The following is a 21,636-nucleotide window of genomic DNA, read 5'->3' on the forward strand; positions in this document are numbered from 1 at the left end:
ATTTCAATTACAGGAAGTCTACCAGAGATGCTTAAACAGGTAGAAATTTTCACCGATGGTTCTTGCCTGGGAAATCCAGGTCCAGGTGGTTATGGCGCTATTTTACGCTATCGCGGCCATGAAAAAACCTTTAGCGAAGGATATAGCCTCACAACTAACAATCGCATGGAGCTTATGGCGGCCATCGTCGCGCTGGAAGCGTTAAAAGAACATTGTGAAGTCACATTAAGCACGGACAGCCAGTATGTCCGTCAGGGAATTACGCAATGGATCCACAACTGGAAAAAGCGCGGCTGGAAAACAGCAGAGAAAAAGCCGGTAAAGAATGTCGATCTCTGGAAGCGCCTTGATGCCGCGCTGGGCCAACATCAAATCAAATGGGAATGGGTAAAAGGCCATGCCGGCCATCCTGAAAACGAACGTTGCGATGAGCTGGCGCGTGCGGCAGCGATGAATCCTACGCAGGAAGACGTTGGCTATCAGGCAGAGGCTTAAGCGTCTGGCTTACGGTATTGCCGGGTCGCGCCCACGGCCTGGCGAATCCGCGCTTTGCTTTTATTTTGTTTCATCGGGTTAAGCGTAAGCGGGATGGTTCGCTTACGCGCCACAATCAGTTGCAGGCAGCCCAGCGCCGGAATATGCGTGCTCAGCAGCTTTCCCCCTTGCTTTGACCAGGGTAAAACATGAAAACGACTGTAGTGCAGCACTTCAAAATTCAATAACGAGAGCCAGTCCAGTTGGCGCATCAGCGTAAACATCCGGCTGTTATAAGGTGAAGATTTACGCAAGACGGGCACCAGCTTACGCAGGCCCATCAGACTAATCGGGTTAAAACCACTCAAAACCAGCCAGCCATCATCAATTAACACCCGATCGGCCTCACGCAGTAACCGATGTGGGTCGACGCACCACGGTAGCGTATGCGCCAACAGACAAACATCAACAGACTTATCGGCAAAGGGAAGATGTAAGGGATCGGCCTGAACCTGGACGGGCGCGCCTTGCAGGGAAATATTGACTTGATGAGAAACGGCGCACGCTTCAGAGTTGATTTCTGCGCTTAAATTACCAATTTTAAGCAAATGAAAACCATACATTTTGGCGAACCACGGGTTAAGCTGATGCTCCAGCGCCTCACGATAGTATTCACCCCAGGGCAAATCGCCCCAGCGATGGGGAGCTATGACTGTTTGAGGGATCCTTGCCGGTTTCATCACAACCTTCCGCTACGCACTAAGAGGTAATTTATGAATCTTAACAGTATTCCCGCATTTCAGGACAATTACATCTGGGTTCTGAGTAATAATGAAGGACGTTGTCTGATCGTTGATCCTGGCGAAGCGGCTCCCGTGCTAAACGCCATCAAAGAGAAGAACTGGCAGCCGGAAGCGATTTTCCTCACTCACCATCACCACGACCATGTTGGCGGCGTGAAAGAACTTCTTCAACATTTTCCGCACGTAGTGGTTTACGGACCGGCAGAAACACAAGATAAGGGAACCACGCGCGTAGTCAAAGATGGCGATAGCGCCCTCGTTTTAGGGCATGAATTTAGTATATTTGCCACACCGGGTCACACTTTAGGACATATCTGTTACTTTAGCCACCCTTACTTTTTCTGCGGCGACACCCTTTTCTCTGGAGGTTGTGGACGCCTGTTTGAAGGTACAGCCTCACAGATGTATCAATCACTTAAAAAAATCAGCGCCCTTCCTGACGATACGCTGATTTGTTGCGCACATGAGTATACTTTAGCAAACATGAAGTTTGCATTGAGCATCCTACCGCACGATTCGTTCATAAATGAATATTATCGTAAAGTTAATGAGTTACGCGCAAAAAACCAAATTACACTCCCCGTAATTCTGAAAAATGAGCGGAAAAATAATATTTTTTTGAGAACGGAAGATCCTGATTTAATTAATGAAATAAACAAAGAAACAAAGTTGCAACAACCTGAAGAGCGTTTTGCCTGGTTAAGGTCAAAGAAAGACAGCTTCTGACAATTCCTACTTGTCATTGGCGAACTTCGCCGTTATGATCGGTCGTCTTTTAAGCAACTATTGACACACACATGAAGGCAAAAGCGATATTACTCGCCTCTGTCCTGCTTGTGGGGTGCCAGTCGTCTCAGAACACTGGCAACGTCCAACAGCACGCACAGAGCCTTTCTGCAGCTGGTCAAGGGGAAGCAGGAAAGTTTACGAGTCAGGCACGATGGATGGACGATGGGACGTCTCTCGCGCCGGATCAAGACTTGTGGGCTTTCATTGGCGACGAGCTAAAGATGGGAATTCCGGAGAACAACCGGATACGCGAACAGAAACAGAAGTATTTACGCAATAAGAGCTATCTCCACGATGTAACTTTACGGGCAGAGCCGTATATGTACTGGATAGCCGGGCAGGTTAAGAAACGTAACATGCCGATGGAACTGGTACTACTACCCATAGTGGAGAGCGCTTTTGACCCACACGCAACGTCTGGCGCCAATGCCGCAGGCATCTGGCAGATCATTCCGAGCACAGGGCGCAATTATGGTTTGAAACAGACCCGCAATTATGATGCGCGTCGTGACGTTGTGGCTTCCACAACGGCCGCGTTAGACATGATGCAGCGTCTGAATAAGATGTTTGATGGCGACTGGCTGTTGACCGTTGCAGCTTATAATAGCGGCGAAGGTCGCGTGATGAAGGCAATCAAAGCGAATAAGGCGCGTGGCAAAGCCACCGACTTCTGGTCGCTTTCGTTACCTCAGGAAACGAAGCTGTACGTGCCAAAAATGCTGGCATTGAGCGATATTCTCAAAAACAGCAAACGCTATGGCGTGCGTCTGCCAACCACAGACGAAAGCCGTGCGCTGGCGCGCGTTCGTTTGAGCAGCCCGGTTGAGATGGCGCAGGTTGCAGATATGGCGGGCATGTCCGTCACCAAGCTGAAGGCGTTTAATGCTGGCGTGAAAGGCTCTACGCTAGGCGTTAGCGGCCCACAGTACGTGATGGTGCCAAAGAAGCATGCAGAACAACTGCGTGAGTCTCTGGCTTCAGGCGAAATTGCTGCCGTACAGTCTACGCTGGTCGCAGACAATACGCCGCTGAACAGCCGTAGCTACAAAGTTCGCTCTGGCGATACGCTTTCCGGCATCGCGGCACGCCTTGGCGTGAGCACGAAAGATTTGCAGCAGTGGAATAGTCTGCGCGGATCTAACCTGAAAGTGGGCCAAAGTCTGACGATTGGCGCAGGCAGTAGCGCACAGCGTCTGGCCAACAACAGCGATAGCATTACCTATCGTGTGCGGAAAGGTGATTCGCTTTCGAGTATCGCCAAACGTCACGGGGTGAACATCAAAGATGTGATGCGCTGGAACAGCGATACAGCAAATCTGCAACCAGGCGATCAGCTAACGTTGTTTGTGAAGAACAGCAGCACACCTGACTCCTGATAGCATGACTCAGAAAAGGCACTGGTTTCCCCCCAGTGCCTTTTTTATTTATGCCGCTTTATGCGCCTCAACCATAATCGTATCGCTGGTAAACGAACCGTCCTCCTGCAAAGCGAAATACGCTTTTACCTCCGCGGATGCGCTCTTCTGATACAAACGAATAGCCTCAACCAGCGCCGCAGGCGTACGCATTCTCGCTACCCATGAACTGAACTCCAGCGGTAAGCGGTCCGTTAACAACGTATCGACAATCAGATTCGCATCATTCACCAGAGACAGCCACTCACCGCTGGAGTAGTTACGTACATGAGAAGTGTCGCGTAACGCTTCTACAGTCTGTAACCAGATATCGCGCACCGGATGCCCAGGCGACATCACATCCATCATAATCAACACGCCACCCGCTTTCAGAACCCGGTTGACTTCACGCAGTGCCAGCCCAACATCATGCCAGTGATGTGCAGAATAGCGGCTAATCACAACATCAAAGGCGTGATCCTCAAACGGCAGATTTTCAGCATACCCCTGTCGGGTCGCGATATTTTCTAAACCTTTCTCTTTCGCCGCCTGTACGACGACCTCAAGCATCTGCGAAGACAAATCGTAAGCCACCACCTGCTTTACGTTCTGCGCAGCAATAAAACTGGCGTGCCCGGCGCCACATCCCATATCCAGTACGCTGGCATGCGGAAAAGAGGACAGCCGTTCCGCCAGTCGCTGTAAGTCACGACCAGAAGCATGAACGGTGCTGGTTAAATAGGCATTTGCCTGAGAGCCAAACTGCTTTTCGACGTTGTCATGGTGGGAGTGTGTTGTCATCGTGTTGTCCTTTGGTTGTTTGCAAAATAAAGGGCAGCACCACTTCAGGCCTGCCCCACGGCAGACCTGACACACCTTATTGTTCAGGTTTGCCGGGACTGAATTCAACGAGTAGCGGGTTATGATCGGACGCGCGCGTGACCAGAACGGAAGCCTCGCTAACGTTCAAACCTCGATAAAACACAAAATCAAGAGGACGGCCAAACGCCCGTCGGCGCTGATCGTCAGTAAAACGCACCTGGCGCAGGGACATCTCGCGCGCAAAGCGATACAGCGCGTTCATTCGTGGTCGGCTCCAGGCATTAAAATCACCGGCCATAATCACCGGGCCGCTGTGATGCGCAATTTGATCGCCAATAGGAAGTAACTGCTTACTATACACATCCACCCCAAGACTGAAGTTAACGGCGTGAATGTTTACCACCATCAACAATCGCGTATCAGGCAAAGGATAAACGGTCACCAGCGCTGACTTCGCCAGACGTAAAATGGGCTCACGTTCGCGCAGCGGGCAACAGTAGACGGGATGAGCAGCAGAAAGCGTCATAACACCCGAAGGATGCTGAGGTAACACAAAAGCGGGAACCTGATCGGCTGCAAGATAGTTAGCGGTCGCAAACTGCACCAGTTCAGGCGTGGTTTGCGCTTCCTGTAATAAAACCAGGTGCGCATCTTTGCCAAAGTTTTTCAGCACCGATAACCATTCGGCCCGCTGCTGTTTAAAGATATTCCACACCAGAATCCGAATGCGGTCTTCACTGCTTAACGGCACTCCGGCGGGTAATGCCTGGCCAATACTCGCAAACGACCCAGGCGGTAAAATCCGCTCGGCGGGTTGTCCGGCAATATAGCGCATGGCATAAGTATTTTTTCGCACGTTTGACTTTAAAACCTCTGTAACGTCAACCAGCCCGGGCACGGACTGGTTATTCTGTTATAGGGATTTTAGCTCACACTTTCAACGAGCAGTTACATATTGTTTTGTAAGCAAGCGCTTACCTCCGTAAATTTAACCAGGAACAGCGCGAACTGGCCTATCCAACCGATCACAGGTTAACGCCGTCAGAACAGGCGCTCCGGCCACCACACCTCACGCGCAGATTGAAACCAACAGCCCAGGATGTTTTAATGAAAAAATAGCCAAAATATCAATATAATTTTGCTTCAGGTGCAAAAATGAAAGCCACTTCAGAAGAACTCGTGATATTTGTTGCCGTAGTCGAAAGCGGTAGCTTTAGCCGCGCTGCGGAGCAACTTGGACAGGCGAATTCTGCGGTCAGCCGGGCGGTCAAAAAGCTGGAAATGAAACTGGGCGTGAGTCTGCTTAATCGCACAACACGCCAGCTGAGTCTGACGGAAGAAGGCGAACGTTATTTTCGTCGCGTGCAGTCGATACTACAAGACATGGCCGCCGCTGAAACGGAGGTGATGGAAACGCGAAGCACTCCACGCGGCCTGTTGCGTATCGACGCCGCCACGCCGGTGATACTGCACTTTCTGATGCCGCTGGTTAAGCCTTTTCGCGAGCGTTATCCAGAAATGACGTTATCACTGGTTTCCTCAGAAACATTCATCAATCTGATTGAACGAAAGGTCGATGTCGCCATACGTGCCGGGACGCTGACCGATTCAAGCCTGCGCGCCCGCCCGCTCTTTACCAGTTATCGAAAGATTATCGCGTCGCCGGATTATATTGCCCGCTTTGGCAAACCCGAAACCATTGAAGAGTTAAAACAGCATCTATGTCTCGGATTCACTGAACCGGCTTCGCTCAATACATGGCCTGTAGCATGTAGCGACGGGCAACTCCATGAAATCAGCAGCGGTCTGTCGTCAAATAGCGGTGAGACGCTCAAGCAGCTTTGTCTGAGTGGTAACGGGATCGCCTGCCTGTCTGACTATATGATTGATAAAGAAATCGCGCGGGGAGAGCTTGTGGAGCTGATGGCCGATAAGCGCCTACCGGTAGAGATGCCTTTCAGTGCCGTTTATTACAGCGATCGTGCGGTCAGTACCCGCATTCGGGCATTTATCGATTTTCTCAGCGATCATGTAAAAACAGCCCCCGAAGGAGCTGTAAAAGAGGGTTAAGGATACAGAGAGAGGATTAGTCGATCAGTCCCACTCTGGCGCCAGACCTTCCGGGCTGACAAGGCGATCGTTGCAGTCCAGTGCGGCAATCGCCTTTTTATCTTCGGCATCCAGACGCAGATCGAGCGCCAGTAGGTTGCTTGCCAGGTTTTCACGTTTAGTGGAAGAAGGAATTACGGAGTAGCCTTCTCCCATTGCCCATGCAAGGATCACCTGCGCAGGAGTCGCATTGTGCTTAGCGGCAATACGGGCAATCACTTCATCTTTCAGTGCCTTACCATAAGCCAACGTCATGTAAGAGGTGATGTGAATTCCATGCTGTTTTGCCCAATCCACGACCTTGCGGTTTTGCAGATACGGAGACAGTTCAATCTGGTTAGTCGCAATGTTTTCTGCGCCGACAGCGGCAATGGCTTTTTCCATCAACGGGATAGTAAAGTTAGAAATACCGATTTCGCGCGTCAGTCCCTGCTCTTTTGCTTCCAGCAGCGCCTGCATGAACTCTTCGACAGATACCGCATCGTTTGGTGACGGCCAGTGGATCAATGCCAGATCCACATAATCAGTGCGCAGTTTTTCCAGACTTTCTTTCAGACTCAGGATCAGCTTCTCTTTGCTGAGATTTTCAGTCCAAATCTTGGTGGTGATGTACAGCTCGCCACGCGGGATGCCACTTTCGGCAATCGCCTGACCAACAGCCGCTTCATTATCATAGATTTGTGCGGTATCAATTGCACGATAGCCCAGTTCCAGCGCTGTTTTGACCGATGCGATAACAACATCGTTTTTCAAGCGAAAAGTACCTAAACCAAATGCAGGGATTGTCATTGAGTTCCTCATTAATTGTTGTGTCGTTAACTGAGGAGGGATTATCGCGGTTGTTTTTATGCGGAAAAAGATCGTAGAACGCAGAGGATTTTTGCGAAATAAGCAATAATGGAACAGCAGACAAGAAAAAAGCCCTGAGCGTTAGCTCAGGGCTCTTAATAAGTGGCGGAACGGACGGGACTCGAACCCGCGACCCCCTGCGTGACAGGCAGGTATTCTAACCAACTGAACTACCGCTCCACCGAATTTTTCTACATCCACTGATTTCACATCAGCTTACTGCTTAATTTGATGCCTGGCAGTTCCCTACTCTCGCATGGGGAGACCCCACACTACCATCGGCGCTACGGCGTTTCACTTCTGAGTTCGGCATGGGGTCAGGTGGGACCACCGCGCTACGGCCGCCAGGCAAATTCTGTTCGTCTAATGCCTCTCGCATTAAACTCTAATCTGTAATCAGGCTGAAAATCGTCTCTCAGTCCGCCAAAACATCTTCGGCGTTGTAAGGTTAAGCCTCACGGTTCATTAGTACCGGTTAGCTCAACGCATCGCTGCGCTTACACACCCGGCCTATCAACGTCGTCGTCTTCAACGTTCCTTCAGGACTCTCAAGGAGTCAGGGAGAACTCATCTCGGGGCAAGTTTCGTGCTTAGATGCTTTCAGCACTTATCTCTTCCGCATTTAGCTACCGGGCAGTGCCATTGGCATGACAACCCGAACACCAGTGATGCGTCCACTCCGGTCCTCTCGTACTAGGAGCAGCCCCCCTCAGTTCTCCAGCGCCCACGGCAGATAGGGACCGAACTGTCTCACGACGTTCTAAACCCAGCTCGCGTACCACTTTAAATGGCGAACAGCCATACCCTTGGGACCTACTTCAGCCCCAGGATGTGATGAGCCGACATCGAGGTGCCAAACACCGCCGTCGATATGAACTCTTGGGCGGTATCAGCCTGTTATCCCCGGAGTACCTTTTATCCGTTGAGCGATGGCCCTTCCATTCAGAACCACCGGATCACTATGACCTGCTTTCGCACCTGCTCGCGCCGTCACGCTCGCAGTCAAGCCAGCTTATGCCATTGCACTAACCTCCTGATGTCCGACCAGGATTAGCTGACCTTCGTGCTCCTCCGTTACTCTTTAGGAGGAGACCGCCCCAGTCAAACTACCCACCAGACACTGTCCGCAACCCGGATCACGGGCCCACGTTAGAACACCAGCCATTAAAGGGTGGTATTTCAAGGGCGGCTCCATGCAGACTGGCGTCCACACTTCAAAGCCTCCCACCTATCCTACACATCAAGGACCAGTGTTCAGTGTCAAGCTATAGTAAAGGTTCACGGGGTCTTTCCGTCTTGCCGCGGGTACACTGCATCTTCACAGCGAGTTCAATTTCACTGAGTCTCGGGTGGAGACAGCCTGGCCATCATTACGCCATTCGTGCAGGTCGGAACTTACCCGACAAGGAATTTCGCTACCTTAGGACCGTTATAGTTACGGCCGCCGTTTACCGGGGCTTCGATCAAGAGCTTCTCCCGAGGGATAACCCCATCAATTAACCTTCCGGCACCGGGCAGGCGTCACACCGTATACGTCCACTTTCGTGTTTGCACAGTGCTGTGTTTTTAATAAACAGTTGCAGCCAGCTGGTATCTTCGACTGATTTCAGCTCCATGAGCAAGTCACTTCACCTACATATCAGCGTGCCTTCTCCCGAAGTTACGGCACCATTTTGCCTAGTTCCTTCACCCGAGTTCTCTCAAGCGCCTTGGTATTCTCTACCTGACCACCTGTGTCGGTTTGGGGTACGATTTGATGTTACCTGATGCTTAGAGGCTTTTCCTGGAAGCAGGGCATTTGTCACTTCAGCACCGTAGTGCCTCGTCATCACGCCTCAGTGTTAAAGTGCACCGGATTTGCCTGGAGCACACACCTACACGCTTAAACCGGGACAACCGTCGCCCGGCCGACATAGCCTTCTCCGTCCCCCCTTCGCAGTAACACCAAGTACAGGAATATTAACCTGTTTCCCATCGACTACGCCTTTCGGCCTCGCCTTAGGGGTCGACTCACCCTGCCCCGATTAACGTTGGACAGGAACCCTTGGTCTTCCGGCGAGCGGGCTTTTCACCCGCTTTATCGTTACTTATGTCAGCATTCGCACTTCTGATACCTCCAGCAACCCTCACAGGCCACCTTCAACGGCTTACAGAACGCTCCCCTACCCAACAACACATAGTGTCGCTGCCGCAGCTTCGGTGCATGGTTTAGCCCCGTTACATCTTCCGCGCAGGCCGACTCGACCAGTGAGCTATTACGCTTTCTTTAAATGATGGCTGCTTCTAAGCCAACATCCTGGCTGTCTGGGCCTTCCCACATCGTTTCCCACTTAACCATGACTTTGGGACCTTAGCTGGCGGTCTGGGTTGTTTCCCTCTTCACGACGGACGTTAGCACCCGCCGTGTGTCTCCCGTGATAACATTCTCCGGTATTCGCAGTTTGCATCGGGTTGGTAAGCCGGGATGGCCCCCTAGCCGAAACAGTGCTCTACCCCCGGAGATGAATTCACGAGGCGCTACCTAAATAGCTTTCGGGGAGAACCAGCTATCTCCCGGTTTGATTGGCCTTTCACCCCCAGCCACAGGTCATCCGCTAATTTTTCAACATTAGTCGGTTCGGTCCTCCAGTTAGTGTTACCCAACCTTCAACCTGCCCATGGCTAGATCACCGGGTTTCGGGTCTATACCCTGCAACTTAACGCCCAGTTAAGACTCGGTTTCCCTTCGGCTCCCCTATGCGGTTAACCTTGCTACAGAATATAAGTCGCTGACCCATTATACAAAAGGTACGCAGTCACCCCATAAAAGAGGCTCCCACTGCTTGTACGTACACGGTTTCAGGTTCTTTTTCACTCCCCTCGCCGGGGTTCTTTTCGCCTTTCCCTCACGGTACTGGTTCACTATCGGTCAGTCAGGAGTATTTAGCCTTGGAGGATGGTCCCCCCATATTCAGACAGGATACCACGTGTCCCGCCCTACTCATCGAGCTCACAGCCTGTGCGTTTTCGTGTACGGGACTTTCACCCTGTACCGTGCGACTTTCCAGACGCTTCCACTAACACACAAGCTGATTCAGGCTCTGGGCTCCTCCCCGTTCGCTCGCCGCTACTGGGGGAATCTCGGTTGATTTCTTTTCCTCGGGGTACTTAGATGTTTCAGTTCCCCCGGTTCGCCTCGTTAGCCTATGTATTCAGCTAACGATAGTGTGACGAATCACACTGGGTTTCCCCATTCGGACATCGCCGGGTCAAGGGTTCATATCACCTCGCCGGCGCTTTTCGCAGATTAGCACGTCCTTCATCGCCTCTGACTGCCAGGGCATCCACCGTGTACGCTTGGTCGCTTAACCTCACAACCCGAAGATGTTTCGTGAAACATTTCGTGTTGCGAAAATTTGAGAGACTCATACACACTTTACGTGTGTCGTTTCAATTTTCAGCTTGATCCAGATTTTTAAAGAGCAAATATCTCAAACGTCACCCGAAGATGAGTTTTGAGATATTAAGGCAGGTGACTTTCACTCACGAACCAGCAAGTGGCGTCCCCTGGGAGGTCTGACCTCATCAGTTGAACGCTGGCGTCCCCTAGGGGATTCGAACCCCTGTTACCGCCGTGAAAGGGCGGTGTCCTGGGCCTCTAGACGAAGGGGACACTGAAGTCTCAATCGCAAGACGCCTTGCTTCTTTCTTTTCATCAGACAATCTGTGTGGACACTACAAAGGCAGGTTCTTTAAGGTAAGGAGGTGATCCAACCGCAGGTTCCCCTACGGTTACCTTGTTACGACTTCACCCCAGTCATGAATCACAAAGTGGTAAGCGCCCTCCCGAAGGTTAAGCTACCTACTTCTTTTGCAACCCACTCCCATGGTGTGACGGGCGGTGTGTACAAGGCCCGGGAACGTATTCACCGTGGCATTCTGATCCACGATTACTAGCGATTCCGACTTCATGGAGTCGAGTTGCAGACTCCAATCCGGACTACGACATACTTTATGAGGTCCGCTTGCTCTCGCGAGGTCGCTTCTCTTTGTATATGCCATTGTAGCACGTGTGTAGCCCTGGTCGTAAGGGCCATGATGACTTGACGTCATCCCCACCTTCCTCCAGTTTATCACTGGCAGTCTCCTTTGAGTTCCCGGCCTAACCGCTGGCAACAAAGGATAAGGGTTGCGCTCGTTGCGGGACTTAACCCAACATTTCACAACACGAGCTGACGACAGCCATGCAGCACCTGTCTCACAGTTCCCGAAGGCACCAAGGCATCTCTGCCAAGTTCTGTGGATGTCAAGACCAGGTAAGGTTCTTCGCGTTGCATCGAATTAAACCACATGCTCCACCGCTTGTGCGGGCCCCCGTCAATTCATTTGAGTTTTAACCTTGCGGCCGTACTCCCCAGGCGGTCGACTTAACGCGTTAGCTCCGGAAGCCACGCCTCAAGGGCACAACCTCCAAGTCGACATCGTTTACGGCGTGGACTACCAGGGTATCTAATCCTGTTTGCTCCCCACGCTTTCGCACCTGAGCGTCAGTCTTCGTCCAGGGGGCCGCCTTCGCCACCGGTATTCCTCCAGATCTCTACGCATTTCACCGCTACACCTGGAATTCTACCCCCCTCTACGAGACTCAAGCCTGCCAGTATCAGATGCAGTTCCCAGGTTGAGCCCGGGGATTTCACATCTGACTTAACAGACCGCCTGCGTGCGCTTTACGCCCAGTAATTCCGATTAACGCTTGCACCCTCCGTATTACCGCGGCTGCTGGCACGGAGTTAGCCGGTGCTTCTTCTGCGGGTAACGTCAATTGCTGCGGTTATTAACCACAACACCTTCCTCCCCGCTGAAAGTACTTTACAACCCGAAGGCCTTCTTCATACACGCGGCATGGCTGCATCAGGCTTGCGCCCATTGTGCAATATTCCCCACTGCTGCCTCCCGTAGGAGTCTGGACCGTGTCTCAGTTCCAGTGTGGCTGGTCATCCTCTCAGACCAGCTAGGGATCGTCGCCTTGGTGAGCCGTTACCCCACCAACTAGCTAATCCCATCTGGGCACATCTGATGGCAAGAGGCCCGAAGGTCCCCCTCTTTGGTCTTGCGACGTTATGCGGTATTAGCTACCGTTTCCAGTAGTTATCCCCCTCCATCAGGCAGTTTCCCAGACATTACTCACCCGTCCGCCACTCGTCAGCGAAGCAGCAAGCTGCTTCCTGTTACCGTTCGACTTGCATGTGTTAGGCCTGCCGCCAGCGTTCAATCTGAGCCATGATCAAACTCTTCAATTTAAGTTTGATGCTCGTGAATTAAACTTCGTAATGAATTACGTGTTCACTCAGAGACTTGGTATTCATTTTTCGTCTTGCGACGTCAAGAATCCATGTCACTTTGAGTGCCCACACAGATTGTCTGATAAATTGTTAAAGAGCAGTTGCGACGCGCTTTAGCGCTCTGTCGCGAGGTGGCGTATATTACGCCTTCCTCTTTCAGAGTCAACCCTGAATTTCAGGATTTTTCTCTTTAATCAACCGGCTGTTTGTGTGAAGTGATTCACATCCGCCGTGTCGATGGAGGCGCATTATAGGGGGTCGTCTCAGGAAGACAAGCGGAAAAATGCATTTTTATCTCAACCGCTCATCTTTTAATCATAACGCTTATTTTTGCTGCTTTCTTATCGCCGATGGCAGGTCAGCAAGGCTATTTAACACCCAATCTGCCGCATTTTCTGCTTCGGGCGTAACGGGCTTACCGGTGCGTACCAATACTTTCGTACCAACATTTGCCGCTGCCGCCGCCTGCATATCTTCTATTTTGTCACCCACCATATAAGACGCGGCCATATCAATGTGCAGAAAATCACGCGCAGAGATAAGCATCCCCGGATGCGGTTTACGACAATCACACGCCTGACGGAACTCTTCTACGCTGCCCTGCGGATGATGCGGACAATAATAGATGCCATCCAGATCGACATCGCGGTCCGCCAGCGACCAGTCCATCCATTCGGTCAGCGTCTCGAACTGCGCTTCCGTAAATTTACCACGCGCAATACCAGACTGGTTGGTAACAACGACAAGCGCAAAGCCCATCTTTTTCAGTTCACGCATCGCGTCAATGACGCCTTCAATAAACTCGAACTCATCGATTTCATGTACGTAACCATGATCCACATTAATAGTGCCATCACGGTCGAGGAAAATTGCGGGTACGGACTTTGCCACCTTTTATAGCTCCTGAATAAGGCATGTGCCGTTAGTATCGCATGTTTCAGCGAGCAAGAAAGTGCTCATCATCGAAAGCCTGATTGATTTAGACGTCTGGATGCCTTAACATCCATTTTGTTGACGGCTTCGACCGTATCAGGCAGAAGAAAATGCCACGGCTAACTTAATTACGATAATAAATAATCAATGATTAAACTTTCGAATATCACCAAAGTGTTCCAACAGGGGACTCGCACCATTCAGGCGCTGAACAACGTCAGCCTGCATGTCCCTGCCGGACAAATTTATGGCGTTATTGGCGCCTCCGGCGCCGGTAAAAGCACACTCATTCGCTGTGTGAATCTGCTGGAACGTCCCACGGAAGGGAGCGTATTGGTTGGCGGCCAGGAGCTGACCACCCTTTCTGAATCTGAGTTGACGAAAGCCCGTCGCCAGATTGGCATGATTTTCCAGCATTTTAACCTGTTATCTTCACGTACCGTTTTTGGCAACGTGGCGTTGCCGCTGGAACTGGACAATACGCCGAAAGACGAGATTAAACGCCGCGTCACAGAGCTGTTGGATCTGGTAGGGCTCGGCGATAAGCACGACAGCTACCCGGCCAACCTTTCCGGCGGCCAGAAACAGCGTGTGGCGATTGCTCGCGCATTAGCCAGCAATCCCAAAGTCCTGCTGTGCGACGAGGCCACCAGCGCCCTCGATCCGGCAACAACCCGTTCGATTCTGGAACTGTTGAAAGATATTAACCGTCGCCTTGGCCTGACCATTCTTCTTATTACTCATGAGATGGATGTGGTTAAGCGCATTTGCGATTGTGTCGCAGTTATCAGTAACGGAGAGCTGATTGAGCAGGATACGGTCAGCGAAGTGTTCTCCCATCCAAAGACGCCGCTGGCGCAGAAGTTTATCCAGTCCACATTGCATCTGGATATCCCGGAAGATTATCTGGAACGTTTAAAAGCGGAGCCGTATGCGGACAGCGTCCCCATGCTGCGTATGGAATTTACCGGACAATCCGTAGACGCCCCGCTGCTGTCTGAGACGGCCCGCCGCTTCAATGTGAACAACAACATTATTAGCGCGCAGATGGATTACGCAGGCGGCGTGAAGTTCGGCATTATGCTGACGGAAATGCACGGCACGCAAGAAGAGACGCAAGCCGCAATTGCCTGGTTGCAGGAACACCATGTGAAAGTAGAGGTACTGGGTTATGTCTGAGGCGATGATGTGGTTACTGGCGCGCGGCGTCTGGGAAACGCTGGCAATGACTTTTGTATCCGGCTTTTTTGGTTTTGTTATTGGTCTGCCGGTTGGCGTACTGCTGTACGTTACGCGTCCAGGGCAAATTATTGAAAACGCGAAGCTCTACCGCACACTCTCTGCGGTCGTCAATATCTTCCGTTCCATCCCGTTCATTATCTTACTGGTATGGATGATTCCATTTACCCGTGTGATTGTCGGCACCTCCATCGGTTTGCAGGCGGCGATTGTGCCGTTAACCGTCGGCGCCGCGCCGTTTATCGCCCGCATGGTGGAAAACGCATTGCTGGAAATCCCAACCGGATTGATCGAAGCCTCCCGTGCGATGGGGGCCACGCCGCTGCAAATCGTGCGTAAGGTGCTGCTGCCGGAAGCATTACCGGGTCTGGTCAATGCCGCAACCATTACCCTGATCACTCTGGTGGGCTACTCTGCTATGGGCGGCGCCGTTGGCGCTGGCGGACTCGGTCAGATTGGCTATCAGTATGGTTACATTGGCTACAATGCTACCGTGATGAATACGGTGCTGGTATTACTGGTCGTTCTGGTTTATTTAATTCAGTTATCCGGCGATCGCATCGTTCGGGCAGTGACGCACAAGTAACATTAAACACAACACAAATGACTCATTAAGGAAATAAGCATGGCGTTCAAATTTAAAACCTTTGCGGCAGTGGGAGCCCTGATTGGTTCTCTGGCACTTGTGGGTTGCGGCCAGGATGAAAAAGATCCGAACCACATCAAAGTGGGCGTGATTGTCGGCGCTGAACAGCAGGTTGCGGAAGTCGCGCAAAAAGTAGCGAAAGAAAAATACGGTCTGGATGTTGAGCTGGTGACGTTCAACGACTACGTATTACCGAACGAAGCGTTAAGCAAAGGCGATATCGACGCGAACGCTTTCCAGCACAAGCCGTACCTGGATCAGCAAATCAAAGATCGCGGTTATAAGCTGGTTGCCGTTGGCAATACCTTTGTTTATCCGATTGCCGGTTATTCCAAAAAAATCAAATCACTTGATGAGCTACAGGATGGTTCTCAGGTAGCCGTACCAAACGATCCGACTAACCTTGGTCGTTCACTGCTGCTGTTGCAGAAAGTAGGATTAATCAAACTGAAAGATGGCGTTGGCCTGCTGCCGACCGTTCTGGACGTGACCGAAAACCCGAAGAACCTGAAAATTGTTGAGCTGGAAGCACCGCAACTGCCGCGCTCTCTGGACGATGCGCAAATTGCCCTGGCCGTGATTAACACCACTTACGCCAGCCAGATTGACCTGACGCCGGCAAAAGACGGTATCTTCGTGGAAGATAAAGATTCCCCGTACGTTAACCTGATCGTAACGCGTGAAGACAATAAAGACGCAGAGAACGTGAAGAAATTCGTTCAGGCTTATCAGTCTGACGAAGTCTACGAAGCCGCGAATAAAGTCTTCAACGGAGGTGCTGTTAAAGGCTGGTAATTTTTAGGCGGTTTCCACAATCTGTAATATCATTCAGGACGGGCGCTTGCCCGTCTTGTCATTTATGCAAGCTCCTGATTCAATATCTGACGATTAGATCATTCATTGAGGAAATATTATGCGTGCTTTACCGATCTGTTTATTGGCACTCATGCTGGGCGGTTGTTCCATGCTAAGCAGATCCCCTGTTGAACCCGTTCAAAGCACCGCAACCCCGCCAAAAGCGGAGTCGGAAAAACCGAAAGCGCCGCGTGCCGCACCGGTCCGAATTTACACCAACGCCGAAGAGTTAGTGGGTAAACCGTTCCGCGATCTTGGCGAAGTCAGCGGTGACTCCTGCCAGGCATCTAATCAGGATTCCCCGCCGAGCATCCCGACGGCACGTAAACGCATGCAGATTAACGCCTCTAAAATGAAGGCGAATGCTGTACTGCTGCACAGCTGCGAAGTCACCAGTGGAACGCCAGGCTGCTACCGTCAGGCTGTTTGCATCGGTTCCGCCCTTAACATCTCGGCTAAATGAGCAGTTTTCAGTTCGAGCAAATAGGCGTTATTCGCTCCCCCTATAAAGAAAAGTTCGCCGTCCCGCGCCAGCCAGGTCTGGTAAAAAGCGCCGACGGCGAACTGCATCTTGTTGCGCCCTATAATCAGGCCGATGCCGTTCGCGGTCTGGAAGCATTCAGCCATTTGTGGGTGATCTTCGTCTTTCATCAGACGATGGCTGGCGGATGGCGCCCGACGGTTCGCCCTCCCCGTCTCGGCGGCAATGCCCGGATGGGCGTCTTCGCGACCCGTTCCACCTTTCGCCCTAACCCTGTCGGCATGTCGCTGGTTGAATTGAAAGAGATTGTCTGTCAGAAAGAGAAAGTCATCCTGAAGCTGGGCAGTCTGGATCTGGTTGATGGCACGCCGGTTATTGATATCAAACCCTACCTGCCGTTTGCCGAGTCATTACCGGACGCAACGGCCAGCTACGCGCAACAGGCGCCTGTGGCAGAGATGCACGTCAGCTTCACGGCCGAAATTGACCAACAGCTTTCACGGCTTGAACAACGTTACCCGCAACTGAAAACATTTATCGGCGAAGTGCTGGCGCAAGATCCGCGTCCCGCCTATCGTAAAGGTGAAGGGACAGGTAAAACGTACGCCGTCTGGCTGCACGATTTCAACGTGCGCTGGCGCGTCACCGAAGAGGGTTTTGAAGTCTTTGCGCTGGAACCCCGCTAATTTCACGCCCTTCTCTTTTGACATCCCTTTCTCGCTGGTAAACTAAATCACTTTTTTTGTGTCAGGCTCGCGTTGAGCCTGTTCGATCGTCCAACTGGAACCGTAACAACATGCGTACTAGCCAATATCTGCTCTCCACTCTGAAGGAGACACCTGCCGACGCCGAGGTTATCAGCCATCAGCTGATGCTGCGCGCCGGGATGATCCGCAAGCTCGCCTCCGGGTTATATACCTGGCTGCCGACTGGCCTGCGCGTCCTGAAAAAAGTCGAAAACATCGTGCGTGAAGAGATGAATAACGCCGGTGCCATCGAGGTGTCAATGCCAGTGGTTCAGCCTGCTGACCTGTGGCAAGAGAGTGGTCGTTGGGAACAGTACGGCCCGGAACTGCTGCGTTTTGTTGACCGTGGCGAGCGTCCGTTCGTACTCGGCCCGACTCACGAAGAAGTTATCACCGACCTGATTCGTAACGAACTCAGCTCTTACAAACAGCTGCCGCTGAACTTCTTCCAGATCCAGACCAAATTCCGTGACGAAGTACGTCCGCGTTTCGGCGTAATGCGTTCCCGCGAGTTCCTGATGAAAGACGCCTACTCTTTCCATACCTCTCAGGAATCGCTACAGGAAACTTACGACGCGATGTATGCCGCTTACAGCAAAATCTTCAGCCGTATGGGCCTGGATTTCCGCGCGGTACAGGCAGACACGGGGTCTATCGGCGGTAACGCATCCCACGAGTTCCAGGTACTGGCGCAAAGCGGTGAAGATGATGTGATCTTCTCTGATTCTTCTGACTACGCGGCTAACATTGAGTTCGCCGAAGCCGTTGCGCCGAAAGCGCCGCGCGCGGCTGCCAGCCAGGAGATGACGCTGGTTGATACGCCAAACGCGAAAACCATTGCGGAGCTGGTTGAGCAGTTCAATCTGCCGATTGAGAAAACCGTCAAAACGCTGCTGGTGAAAGCGGTTGAAGGAAGCAGCTACCCGCTGGTTGCTCTGCTGGTACGTGGCGATCACGAACTGAACGAAGTGAAAGCGGAAAAACTGCCGCAGGTTGCCAGCCCGCTGACCTTCGCCACAGAAGAAGAGATTCGTGCGCTGGTGAAAGCCGGCCCGGGTTCTCTCGGCCCGGTAAATATGCCGGTTCCGGTGGTGATCGACCGTACCGTTGCAGTAATGAGCGATTTCGCGGCAGGCGCCAACATCGACGGTAAGCACTACTTCGGCATCAACTGGGATCGCGATGTCGCGACGCCAGAAGTCGCCGATATCCGTAACGTCGTGGCAGGCGATCCAAGCCCGGACGGCCAGGGCACGCTGCTGATTAAACGCGGCATCGAAGTGGGTCATATCTTCCAACTGGGCACCAAGTATTCCGAAGCGCTGAAAGCCTCCGTACAGGGTGAAGATGGTCGTAACCAGATCCTGACGATGGGTTGCTACGGTATCGGGGTAACGCGCGTGGTGGCGGCGGCGATTGAGCAGAACTACGACGAACGCGGTATCGTATGGCCTGATGCCATCGCGCCATTCCAGGTTGCCATTCTGCCGATGAACATGCACAAATCCTTCCGGGTGCAGGAACTGGCGGAAAAACTGTACGGTGAACTGCGCGCACAAGGCATCGAAGTGCTGATGGATGACCGCAAAGAGCGTCCGGGCGTCATGTTCGCGGATATGGAACTGATCGGCATCCCGCACACTATCGTGCTGGGCGACCGTAACCTGGACAACGACGATATTGAATACAAATACCGTCGTAACGGCGAGAAGCAGTTGATTAAAACTGGCGAGATCGTCGATTTCCTGGTGAAAGCCATCAAAGGCTAAACACAAAAAACCCCGCTGATGCGGGGTTTTTTAATGTCCAGACGGGGTCGATACCGCAATTACTTGCTGGAACAATCCTGTCCAGGAACGAATTTAATCTCTTTATCGGCCACCAGCGTTTTTACCTGCGCGCCCGTATCCGGGTTGGCTTCCTGCGTAAAGTGACCTTCCACCGTTAATAATACCGGTTTTTCCGCAGCGCCTCGTGCCGCCAGATAATCACGTTCCAGCTGAGCATTGTTCGCCACCGGCATGCGTTTCCCGGTAGCGCAATCGGTAAAGGTCGCCGCATCCGCCATATAGAAATACATGCCGCGCACCGGCATTGGCGTTACGGGCAAACTGGCAGACACCGACTCAAGCGTGTAATTAAACTGCGACTCAATCGGATTACCTTCACGATCAAGCATTTCCAGAGCGTCGCCTTTCGCACGATAGTAAGACTTCTCGCCTTTGCTGTCGGTCAATACCAGTTTATCGGCTGTACGCGCCCAGGTGCCATACGAGGCAAACGAAGAGGGTTCTTCACGAACGCCCTGATAACGTTCATTCATCACCCATGTTCCATCTTTTTCCAGGAACAAAGAGGTTTCGATCCCTTCACAGTCTGCGCAAGGCAATACGCCACGCCAGCTTTGCTGCATCGGTTTTAATTCTGCCGTCTGCGTCGGCTGTAGCGCCTCCACTTCAGTACGATTATTACATCCGATCAAGGCAAAGAGCGTGCATGCTGCCGCTACTGACAATATCGCTGTTTTCACCATAAATTCCTTATGAAATGTTATCCCCGCTCGTCACTCCTGAGGACGACGAACTCTACCGCGAAGCGCCTTCACTGTGGATTTTTGTGCCTTCGATGACAACCTGCGTTCTTTCGACGCGCGCGTAGGGCGGGTTGCCCGTCGGCTTTTTTGCACTGCGGTTAATTCTTTGATGACTGCCACCAGCCGGGCGATAGCCGCCTCCCGGTTGAGCTCCTGGCTGCGATACTCCTGCGCCTTAATAATAATGACGCCATCGCTGCTAATAAGGTGATGGCTGGCAGCCAACAAACGTTCCTTATAATACTCTGGCAGGCCAGAGGCCCGAATGTCAAAGCGCAAATGGATAGCCGTTGAGGTCTTATTAACGTGCTGTCCACCCGCTCCCTGCGCACGAATGGCTGTGATTTCCAGCTCATTGTCGGGAATCGAGACATTTCGGGAGATGACAATCATGAAGGCTGTTGCCATGCAGCCAGATGAATTTCCAGATTATTCTGAGAATCCGACAGCCAGATGGCGCCATCCTGAATCGTTGCCTGTAACGTCATGGTTCGGCCGGCAAAATCACTCAGTTTCGCCAGTTGCTCATCATCCAGATACCACACGGACAGGTTAGCGTACTGCGCGCATTTACTCTGGTTCTGCTGCCACCAGATTTGCGCGGCACGACTATTATAGGCAAACAGCGCAACCTCCGCAGCCTGGGTACAGGCTTTCTTAATGCGGCGCTCATCCGGCAGCCCCAGCTCAACCCATAAATCAATCCCCAGATGGTCGTTACGCAGCCATGCCTCAGGCTCATCTTCTGCGCTCAGACCACGCGTGAACTGTAGGCGCTCATCGGCATATTTAATCCAGGCCAGCAGGCGCAGCATCATGCGCTCCTGCGTTTCAGAAGGGTGACGCGCCAGCGTCAATGCCGCGTCAAGAAACTGGTTGCGGTCAAGATCCGCCACATTGACTACGGCTTTATAAATCGTCGCTTTAAGCGCCATGAGAGAACTCCTTTCGAATCAGGGACACATTGTAGCGAAATCTGCGTCAAAAGGCTGTTAACGGATGTCGTATACCTGCGCCGTCAACCTGCTGATATTGCCTGGATGGGTATGTTATAGTCACCTTGCTAAACAGAGTTTATCTTCGTAGGCTTAGACTTGCATCCACGGTTAAGTCAGAGTGCTGACAGGAGGGCATGTGGAAAAATATTGTGAGTTAATACGCAAGCGGTATGCGGAAATCGCCAGCGGAGACTTAGGGTATGTCCCGGATGCGCTGGGTTGTGTATTGAAAGTGCTTAATGAAGTGGCAGCAGACGATGCCCTTTCAGAGTCGGTCAGGGAAAAGGCGGCATATGCTGCCGCGAACTTACTGGTGAGCGATTATGTCAATGAATGAAACGTATCAACCCATCAACTGCGATGATTACGATAATCTTGAGCTCGCCTGCCAGCATCATCTGTTACTGACGCTGGAACTTAAGGATGGAGAAGTTTTACAGGCGAAAGCCAACGATCTGGTATCGCGCAAAAACGTGGAATATCTGATCGCGGATGTCGCCGGTGAAACACGCGAGCTGCGTCTGGACAAAATTACCAGCTTCAGTCATCCACAAATCGGTACTGTAATCGTCAGCGAATCCTGA

Annotated in this window: 20 protein-coding genes, 2 tRNA genes and 3 rRNA genes; 12 read left to right on the top strand and 13 right to left on the bottom strand. The window is 52.0% G+C overall.

Translation table 11 applies throughout. The features are described 5' to 3' along the window. Positions 1 to 27: 27 nt before the first annotated feature. Entirely contained in the window at positions 28 to 495 is a 468-nt protein-coding gene (rnhA, locus tag FD428_RS17185) for a ribonuclease HI (protein WP_012133784.1), read from the top strand. Here rnhA and FD428_RS17190 read toward each other — a convergent pair. After that, positions 492 to 1,214, bottom strand: a complete 723-nt coding sequence (locus FD428_RS17190; protein WP_012133785.1) for a class I SAM-dependent methyltransferase — start codon at positions 1,212 to 1,214, stop codon at positions 492 to 494. The two genes, rnhA and FD428_RS17190, sit on opposite strands and share 4 nt — an antisense overlap. 33 nt (positions 1,215 to 1,247) lie before the next feature. Here FD428_RS17190 and gloB point away from each other — a divergent pair, with 33 nt between their 5' ends. Both gloB and mltD read left to right on the top strand, forming a co-directional pair. After that, the gene (gene gloB / locus FD428_RS17195; protein ID WP_114847654.1) at positions 1,248 to 2,003 is read left to right on the top strand and encodes a hydroxyacylglutathione hydrolase; all 756 of its coding nucleotides are present in this window, start codon (positions 1,248 to 1,250) and stop codon (positions 2,001 to 2,003) included. Positions 2,004 to 2,074: 71 nt separating this feature from the next. Beyond that, entirely contained in the window at positions 2,075 to 3,442 is a 1,368-nt protein-coding gene (gene mltD, locus FD428_RS17200) for a murein transglycosylase D (protein WP_047458772.1), read from the top strand. A gap of 48 nt (positions 3,443 to 3,490) precedes the next feature. Here mltD and FD428_RS17205 read toward each other — a convergent pair whose 3' ends face one another. Together FD428_RS17205 and FD428_RS17210 are read right to left on the bottom strand one after the other, a co-directional pair. Continuing rightward, positions 3,491 to 4,261 carry a class I SAM-dependent methyltransferase gene (locus FD428_RS17205; RefSeq protein WP_071260099.1) on the bottom strand — a complete coding sequence of 257 codons (771 nt, stop codon included), beginning with the start codon at positions 4,259 to 4,261 and terminating at the stop codon, positions 3,491 to 3,493. Positions 4,262 to 4,337: 76 nt separating this feature from the next. Then, positions 4,338 to 5,138, bottom strand: a complete 801-nt coding sequence (locus FD428_RS17210) for an endonuclease/exonuclease/phosphatase family protein (RefSeq protein ID WP_024130650.1) — start codon at positions 5,136 to 5,138, stop codon at positions 4,338 to 4,340. 299 nt (positions 5,139 to 5,437) lie between these two features. Between FD428_RS17210 and yafC the strand changes: the two genes are divergently transcribed. Next, on the top strand, positions 5,438 to 6,352 hold the full coding sequence (gene yafC, locus FD428_RS17215) for a DNA-binding transcriptional regulator YafC (RefSeq protein WP_012133790.1): 915 nt from the start codon (positions 5,438 to 5,440) through the stop codon (positions 6,350 to 6,352). A 24-nt stretch (positions 6,353 to 6,376) separates the two neighbouring features. Here yafC and dkgB read toward each other — a convergent pair whose 3' ends face one another. The 7 genes from dkgB to gmhB all read right to left on the bottom strand — a co-directional run bounded on the left by dkgB (position 6,377) and on the right by gmhB (position 13,452). After that, positions 6,377 to 7,180 carry a 2,5-didehydrogluconate reductase DkgB gene (gene dkgB / locus FD428_RS17220; RefSeq protein ID WP_114847653.1) on the bottom strand — a complete coding sequence of 268 codons (804 nt, stop codon included), beginning with the start codon at positions 7,178 to 7,180 and terminating at the stop codon, positions 6,377 to 6,379. 163 nt (positions 7,181 to 7,343) lie between these two features. Then, positions 7,344 to 7,420 (bottom strand) — tRNA-Asp (locus FD428_RS17225). Positions 7,421 to 7,473: 53 nt separating this feature from the next. Further along, a 5S ribosomal RNA gene (gene rrf / locus FD428_RS17230) occupies positions 7,474 to 7,589 on the bottom strand. Between the two features lie 95 nt (positions 7,590 to 7,684). Next, a 23S ribosomal RNA gene (locus FD428_RS17235) occupies positions 7,685 to 10,590 on the bottom strand. A gap of 226 nt (positions 10,591 to 10,816) precedes the next feature. Beyond that, positions 10,817 to 10,892, bottom strand: a tRNA-Glu gene (locus FD428_RS17240). Positions 10,893 to 10,977: 85 nt separating this feature from the next. Continuing rightward, a 16S ribosomal RNA gene (locus FD428_RS17245) occupies positions 10,978 to 12,519 on the bottom strand. Together the 16S, 23S and 5S rRNA genes with 2 tRNA genes alongside form the textbook arrangement of a ribosomal RNA operon. Before the next feature lie 366 nt (positions 12,520 to 12,885). Next, the gene (gmhB, locus tag FD428_RS17250; protein WP_047458784.1) at positions 12,886 to 13,452 is read right to left on the bottom strand and encodes a D-glycero-beta-D-manno-heptose 1,7-bisphosphate 7-phosphatase; all 567 of its coding nucleotides are present in this window, start codon (positions 13,450 to 13,452) and stop codon (positions 12,886 to 12,888) included. Between the two features lie 189 nt (positions 13,453 to 13,641). Here gmhB and metN point away from each other — a divergent pair, with 189 nt between their 5' ends. From metN to proS, 6 genes are all read left to right on the top strand, one after another. Then, positions 13,642 to 14,673 (top strand): methionine ABC transporter ATP-binding protein MetN, encoded by a 1,032-nt coding sequence (metN, locus tag FD428_RS17255; protein WP_049008092.1) that lies wholly within the window; start codon positions 13,642 to 13,644, stop codon positions 14,671 to 14,673. Beyond that, a complete protein-coding gene (locus FD428_RS17260; RefSeq protein WP_012133958.1) occupies positions 14,666 to 15,319 on the top strand; it encodes a methionine ABC transporter permease MetI in 654 nt (217 codons plus the stop codon). The genes metN and FD428_RS17260 overlap by 8 nt, the downstream gene beginning before the upstream one ends. Before the next feature lie 39 nt (positions 15,320 to 15,358). Continuing rightward, on the top strand, positions 15,359 to 16,174 hold the full coding sequence (gene metQ / locus FD428_RS17265; protein WP_012133959.1) for a methionine ABC transporter substrate-binding lipoprotein MetQ: 816 nt from the start codon (positions 15,359 to 15,361) through the stop codon (positions 16,172 to 16,174). A gap of 118 nt (positions 16,175 to 16,292) precedes the next feature. Continuing rightward, a complete protein-coding gene (gene rcsF, locus FD428_RS17270) occupies positions 16,293 to 16,697 on the top strand; it encodes an Rcs stress response system protein RcsF (protein WP_012133960.1) in 405 nt (134 codons plus the stop codon). Beyond that, positions 16,694 to 17,401, top strand: coding sequence for a tRNA (N6-threonylcarbamoyladenosine(37)-N6)-methyltransferase TrmO (gene tsaA, locus FD428_RS17275; RefSeq protein WP_114847932.1), 708 nt, complete (start codon positions 16,694 to 16,696; stop codon positions 17,399 to 17,401). Before rcsF ends, tsaA begins: the two co-directional genes overlap by 4 nt. A 110-nt stretch (positions 17,402 to 17,511) precedes the next feature. Beyond that, a complete protein-coding gene (proS, locus tag FD428_RS17280) occupies positions 17,512 to 19,230 on the top strand; it encodes a proline--tRNA ligase (RefSeq protein ID WP_012133963.1) in 1,719 nt (572 codons plus the stop codon). 59 nt (positions 19,231 to 19,289) lie between these two features. On the opposite strand, the gene nlpE is transcribed toward proS, so the two are convergent. The 3 genes from nlpE to FD428_RS17295 are packed head-to-tail and all read right to left on the bottom strand — an operon-like array spanning position 19,290 to position 20,989. Then, complete coding sequence (nlpE, locus tag FD428_RS17285; RefSeq protein WP_012133964.1) at positions 19,290 to 19,994, bottom strand: envelope stress response activation lipoprotein NlpE; 705 nt, start codon at positions 19,992 to 19,994, stop codon at positions 19,290 to 19,292. A 30-nt stretch (positions 19,995 to 20,024) separates the two neighbouring features. Further along, positions 20,025 to 20,447 (bottom strand): alternative ribosome rescue aminoacyl-tRNA hydrolase ArfB, encoded by a 423-nt coding sequence (arfB, locus tag FD428_RS17290; protein WP_012133965.1) that lies wholly within the window; start codon positions 20,445 to 20,447, stop codon positions 20,025 to 20,027. After that, on the bottom strand, positions 20,444 to 20,989 hold the full coding sequence (locus tag FD428_RS17295; RefSeq protein WP_012133966.1) for a YaeQ family protein: 546 nt from the start codon (positions 20,987 to 20,989) through the stop codon (positions 20,444 to 20,446). Before FD428_RS17295 ends, arfB begins: the two co-directional genes overlap by 4 nt. Positions 20,990 to 21,188: 199 nt before the next feature. Here FD428_RS17295 and FD428_RS17300 point away from each other — a divergent pair, with 199 nt between their 5' ends. Together FD428_RS17300 and rof are read left to right on the top strand one after the other, a co-directional pair. Next, positions 21,189 to 21,389: a YaeP family protein gene (locus tag FD428_RS17300; RefSeq protein ID WP_012133967.1), complete on the top strand. Its 201-nt coding sequence runs from the start codon at positions 21,189 to 21,191 to the stop codon at positions 21,387 to 21,389. Beyond that, positions 21,376 to 21,636 (top strand): Rho-binding antiterminator, encoded by a 261-nt coding sequence (rof, locus tag FD428_RS17305; RefSeq protein ID WP_024130681.1) that lies wholly within the window; start codon positions 21,376 to 21,378, stop codon positions 21,634 to 21,636. The genes FD428_RS17300 and rof overlap by 14 nt, the downstream gene beginning before the upstream one ends.

The sequence above is a fragment of the Citrobacter sp. TBCP-5362 genome (genome assembly GCF_005406305.1).
Lineage (GTDB): Bacteria > Pseudomonadota > Gammaproteobacteria > Enterobacterales > Enterobacteriaceae > Citrobacter_B > Citrobacter_B koseri.

What these genes read in the sequence shown, in the direction of transcription:
- rcsF (WP_012133960.1), top strand. Translation starts at nt 16,293, where the DNA reads ATGCGTGCTTTACCGATCTGTTTATTGGCACTCATGCTGGGCGGTTGT.
- yafC (WP_012133790.1), top strand. Translation starts at nt 5,438, where the DNA reads ATGAAAGCCACTTCAGAAGAACTCGTGATATTTGTTGCCGTAGTCGAA.
- gloB (WP_114847654.1), top strand. Translation starts at nt 1,248, where the DNA reads ATGAATCTTAACAGTATTCCCGCATTTCAGGACAATTACATCTGGGTT.
- metQ (WP_012133959.1), top strand. Translation starts at nt 15,359, where the DNA reads ATGGCGTTCAAATTTAAAACCTTTGCGGCAGTGGGAGCCCTGATTGGT.
- FD428_RS17295 (WP_012133966.1), bottom strand. Translation starts at nt 20,989, where the DNA reads ATGGCGCTTAAAGCGACGATTTATAAAGCCGTAGTCAATGTGGCGGAT.
- nlpE (WP_012133964.1), bottom strand. Translation starts at nt 19,994, where the DNA reads ATGGTGAAAACAGCGATATTGTCAGTAGCGGCAGCATGCACGCTCTTT.
- proS (WP_012133963.1), top strand. Translation starts at nt 17,512, where the DNA reads ATGCGTACTAGCCAATATCTGCTCTCCACTCTGAAGGAGACACCTGCC.
- FD428_RS17190 (WP_012133785.1), bottom strand. Translation starts at nt 1,214, where the DNA reads ATGAAACCGGCAAGGATCCCTCAAACAGTCATAGCTCCCCATCGCTGG.
- rof (WP_024130681.1), top strand. Translation starts at nt 21,376, where the DNA reads ATGTCAATGAATGAAACGTATCAACCCATCAACTGCGATGATTACGAT.
- metN (WP_049008092.1), top strand. Translation starts at nt 13,642, where the DNA reads ATGATTAAACTTTCGAATATCACCAAAGTGTTCCAACAGGGGACTCGC.
- dkgB (WP_114847653.1), bottom strand. Translation starts at nt 7,180, where the DNA reads ATGACAATCCCTGCATTTGGTTTAGGTACTTTTCGCTTGAAAAACGAT.
- arfB (WP_012133965.1), bottom strand. Translation starts at nt 20,447, where the DNA reads ATGATTGTCATCTCCCGAAATGTCTCGATTCCCGACAATGAGCTGGAA.
- FD428_RS17205 (WP_071260099.1), bottom strand. Translation starts at nt 4,261, where the DNA reads ATGACAACACACTCCCACCATGACAACGTCGAAAAGCAGTTTGGCTCT.
- FD428_RS17260 (WP_012133958.1), top strand. Translation starts at nt 14,666, where the DNA reads ATGTCTGAGGCGATGATGTGGTTACTGGCGCGCGGCGTCTGGGAAACG.
- tsaA (WP_114847932.1), top strand. Translation starts at nt 16,694, where the DNA reads ATGAGCAGTTTTCAGTTCGAGCAAATAGGCGTTATTCGCTCCCCCTAT.
- rnhA (WP_012133784.1), top strand. Translation starts at nt 28, where the DNA reads ATGCTTAAACAGGTAGAAATTTTCACCGATGGTTCTTGCCTGGGAAAT.
- mltD (WP_047458772.1), top strand. Translation starts at nt 2,075, where the DNA reads ATGAAGGCAAAAGCGATATTACTCGCCTCTGTCCTGCTTGTGGGGTGC.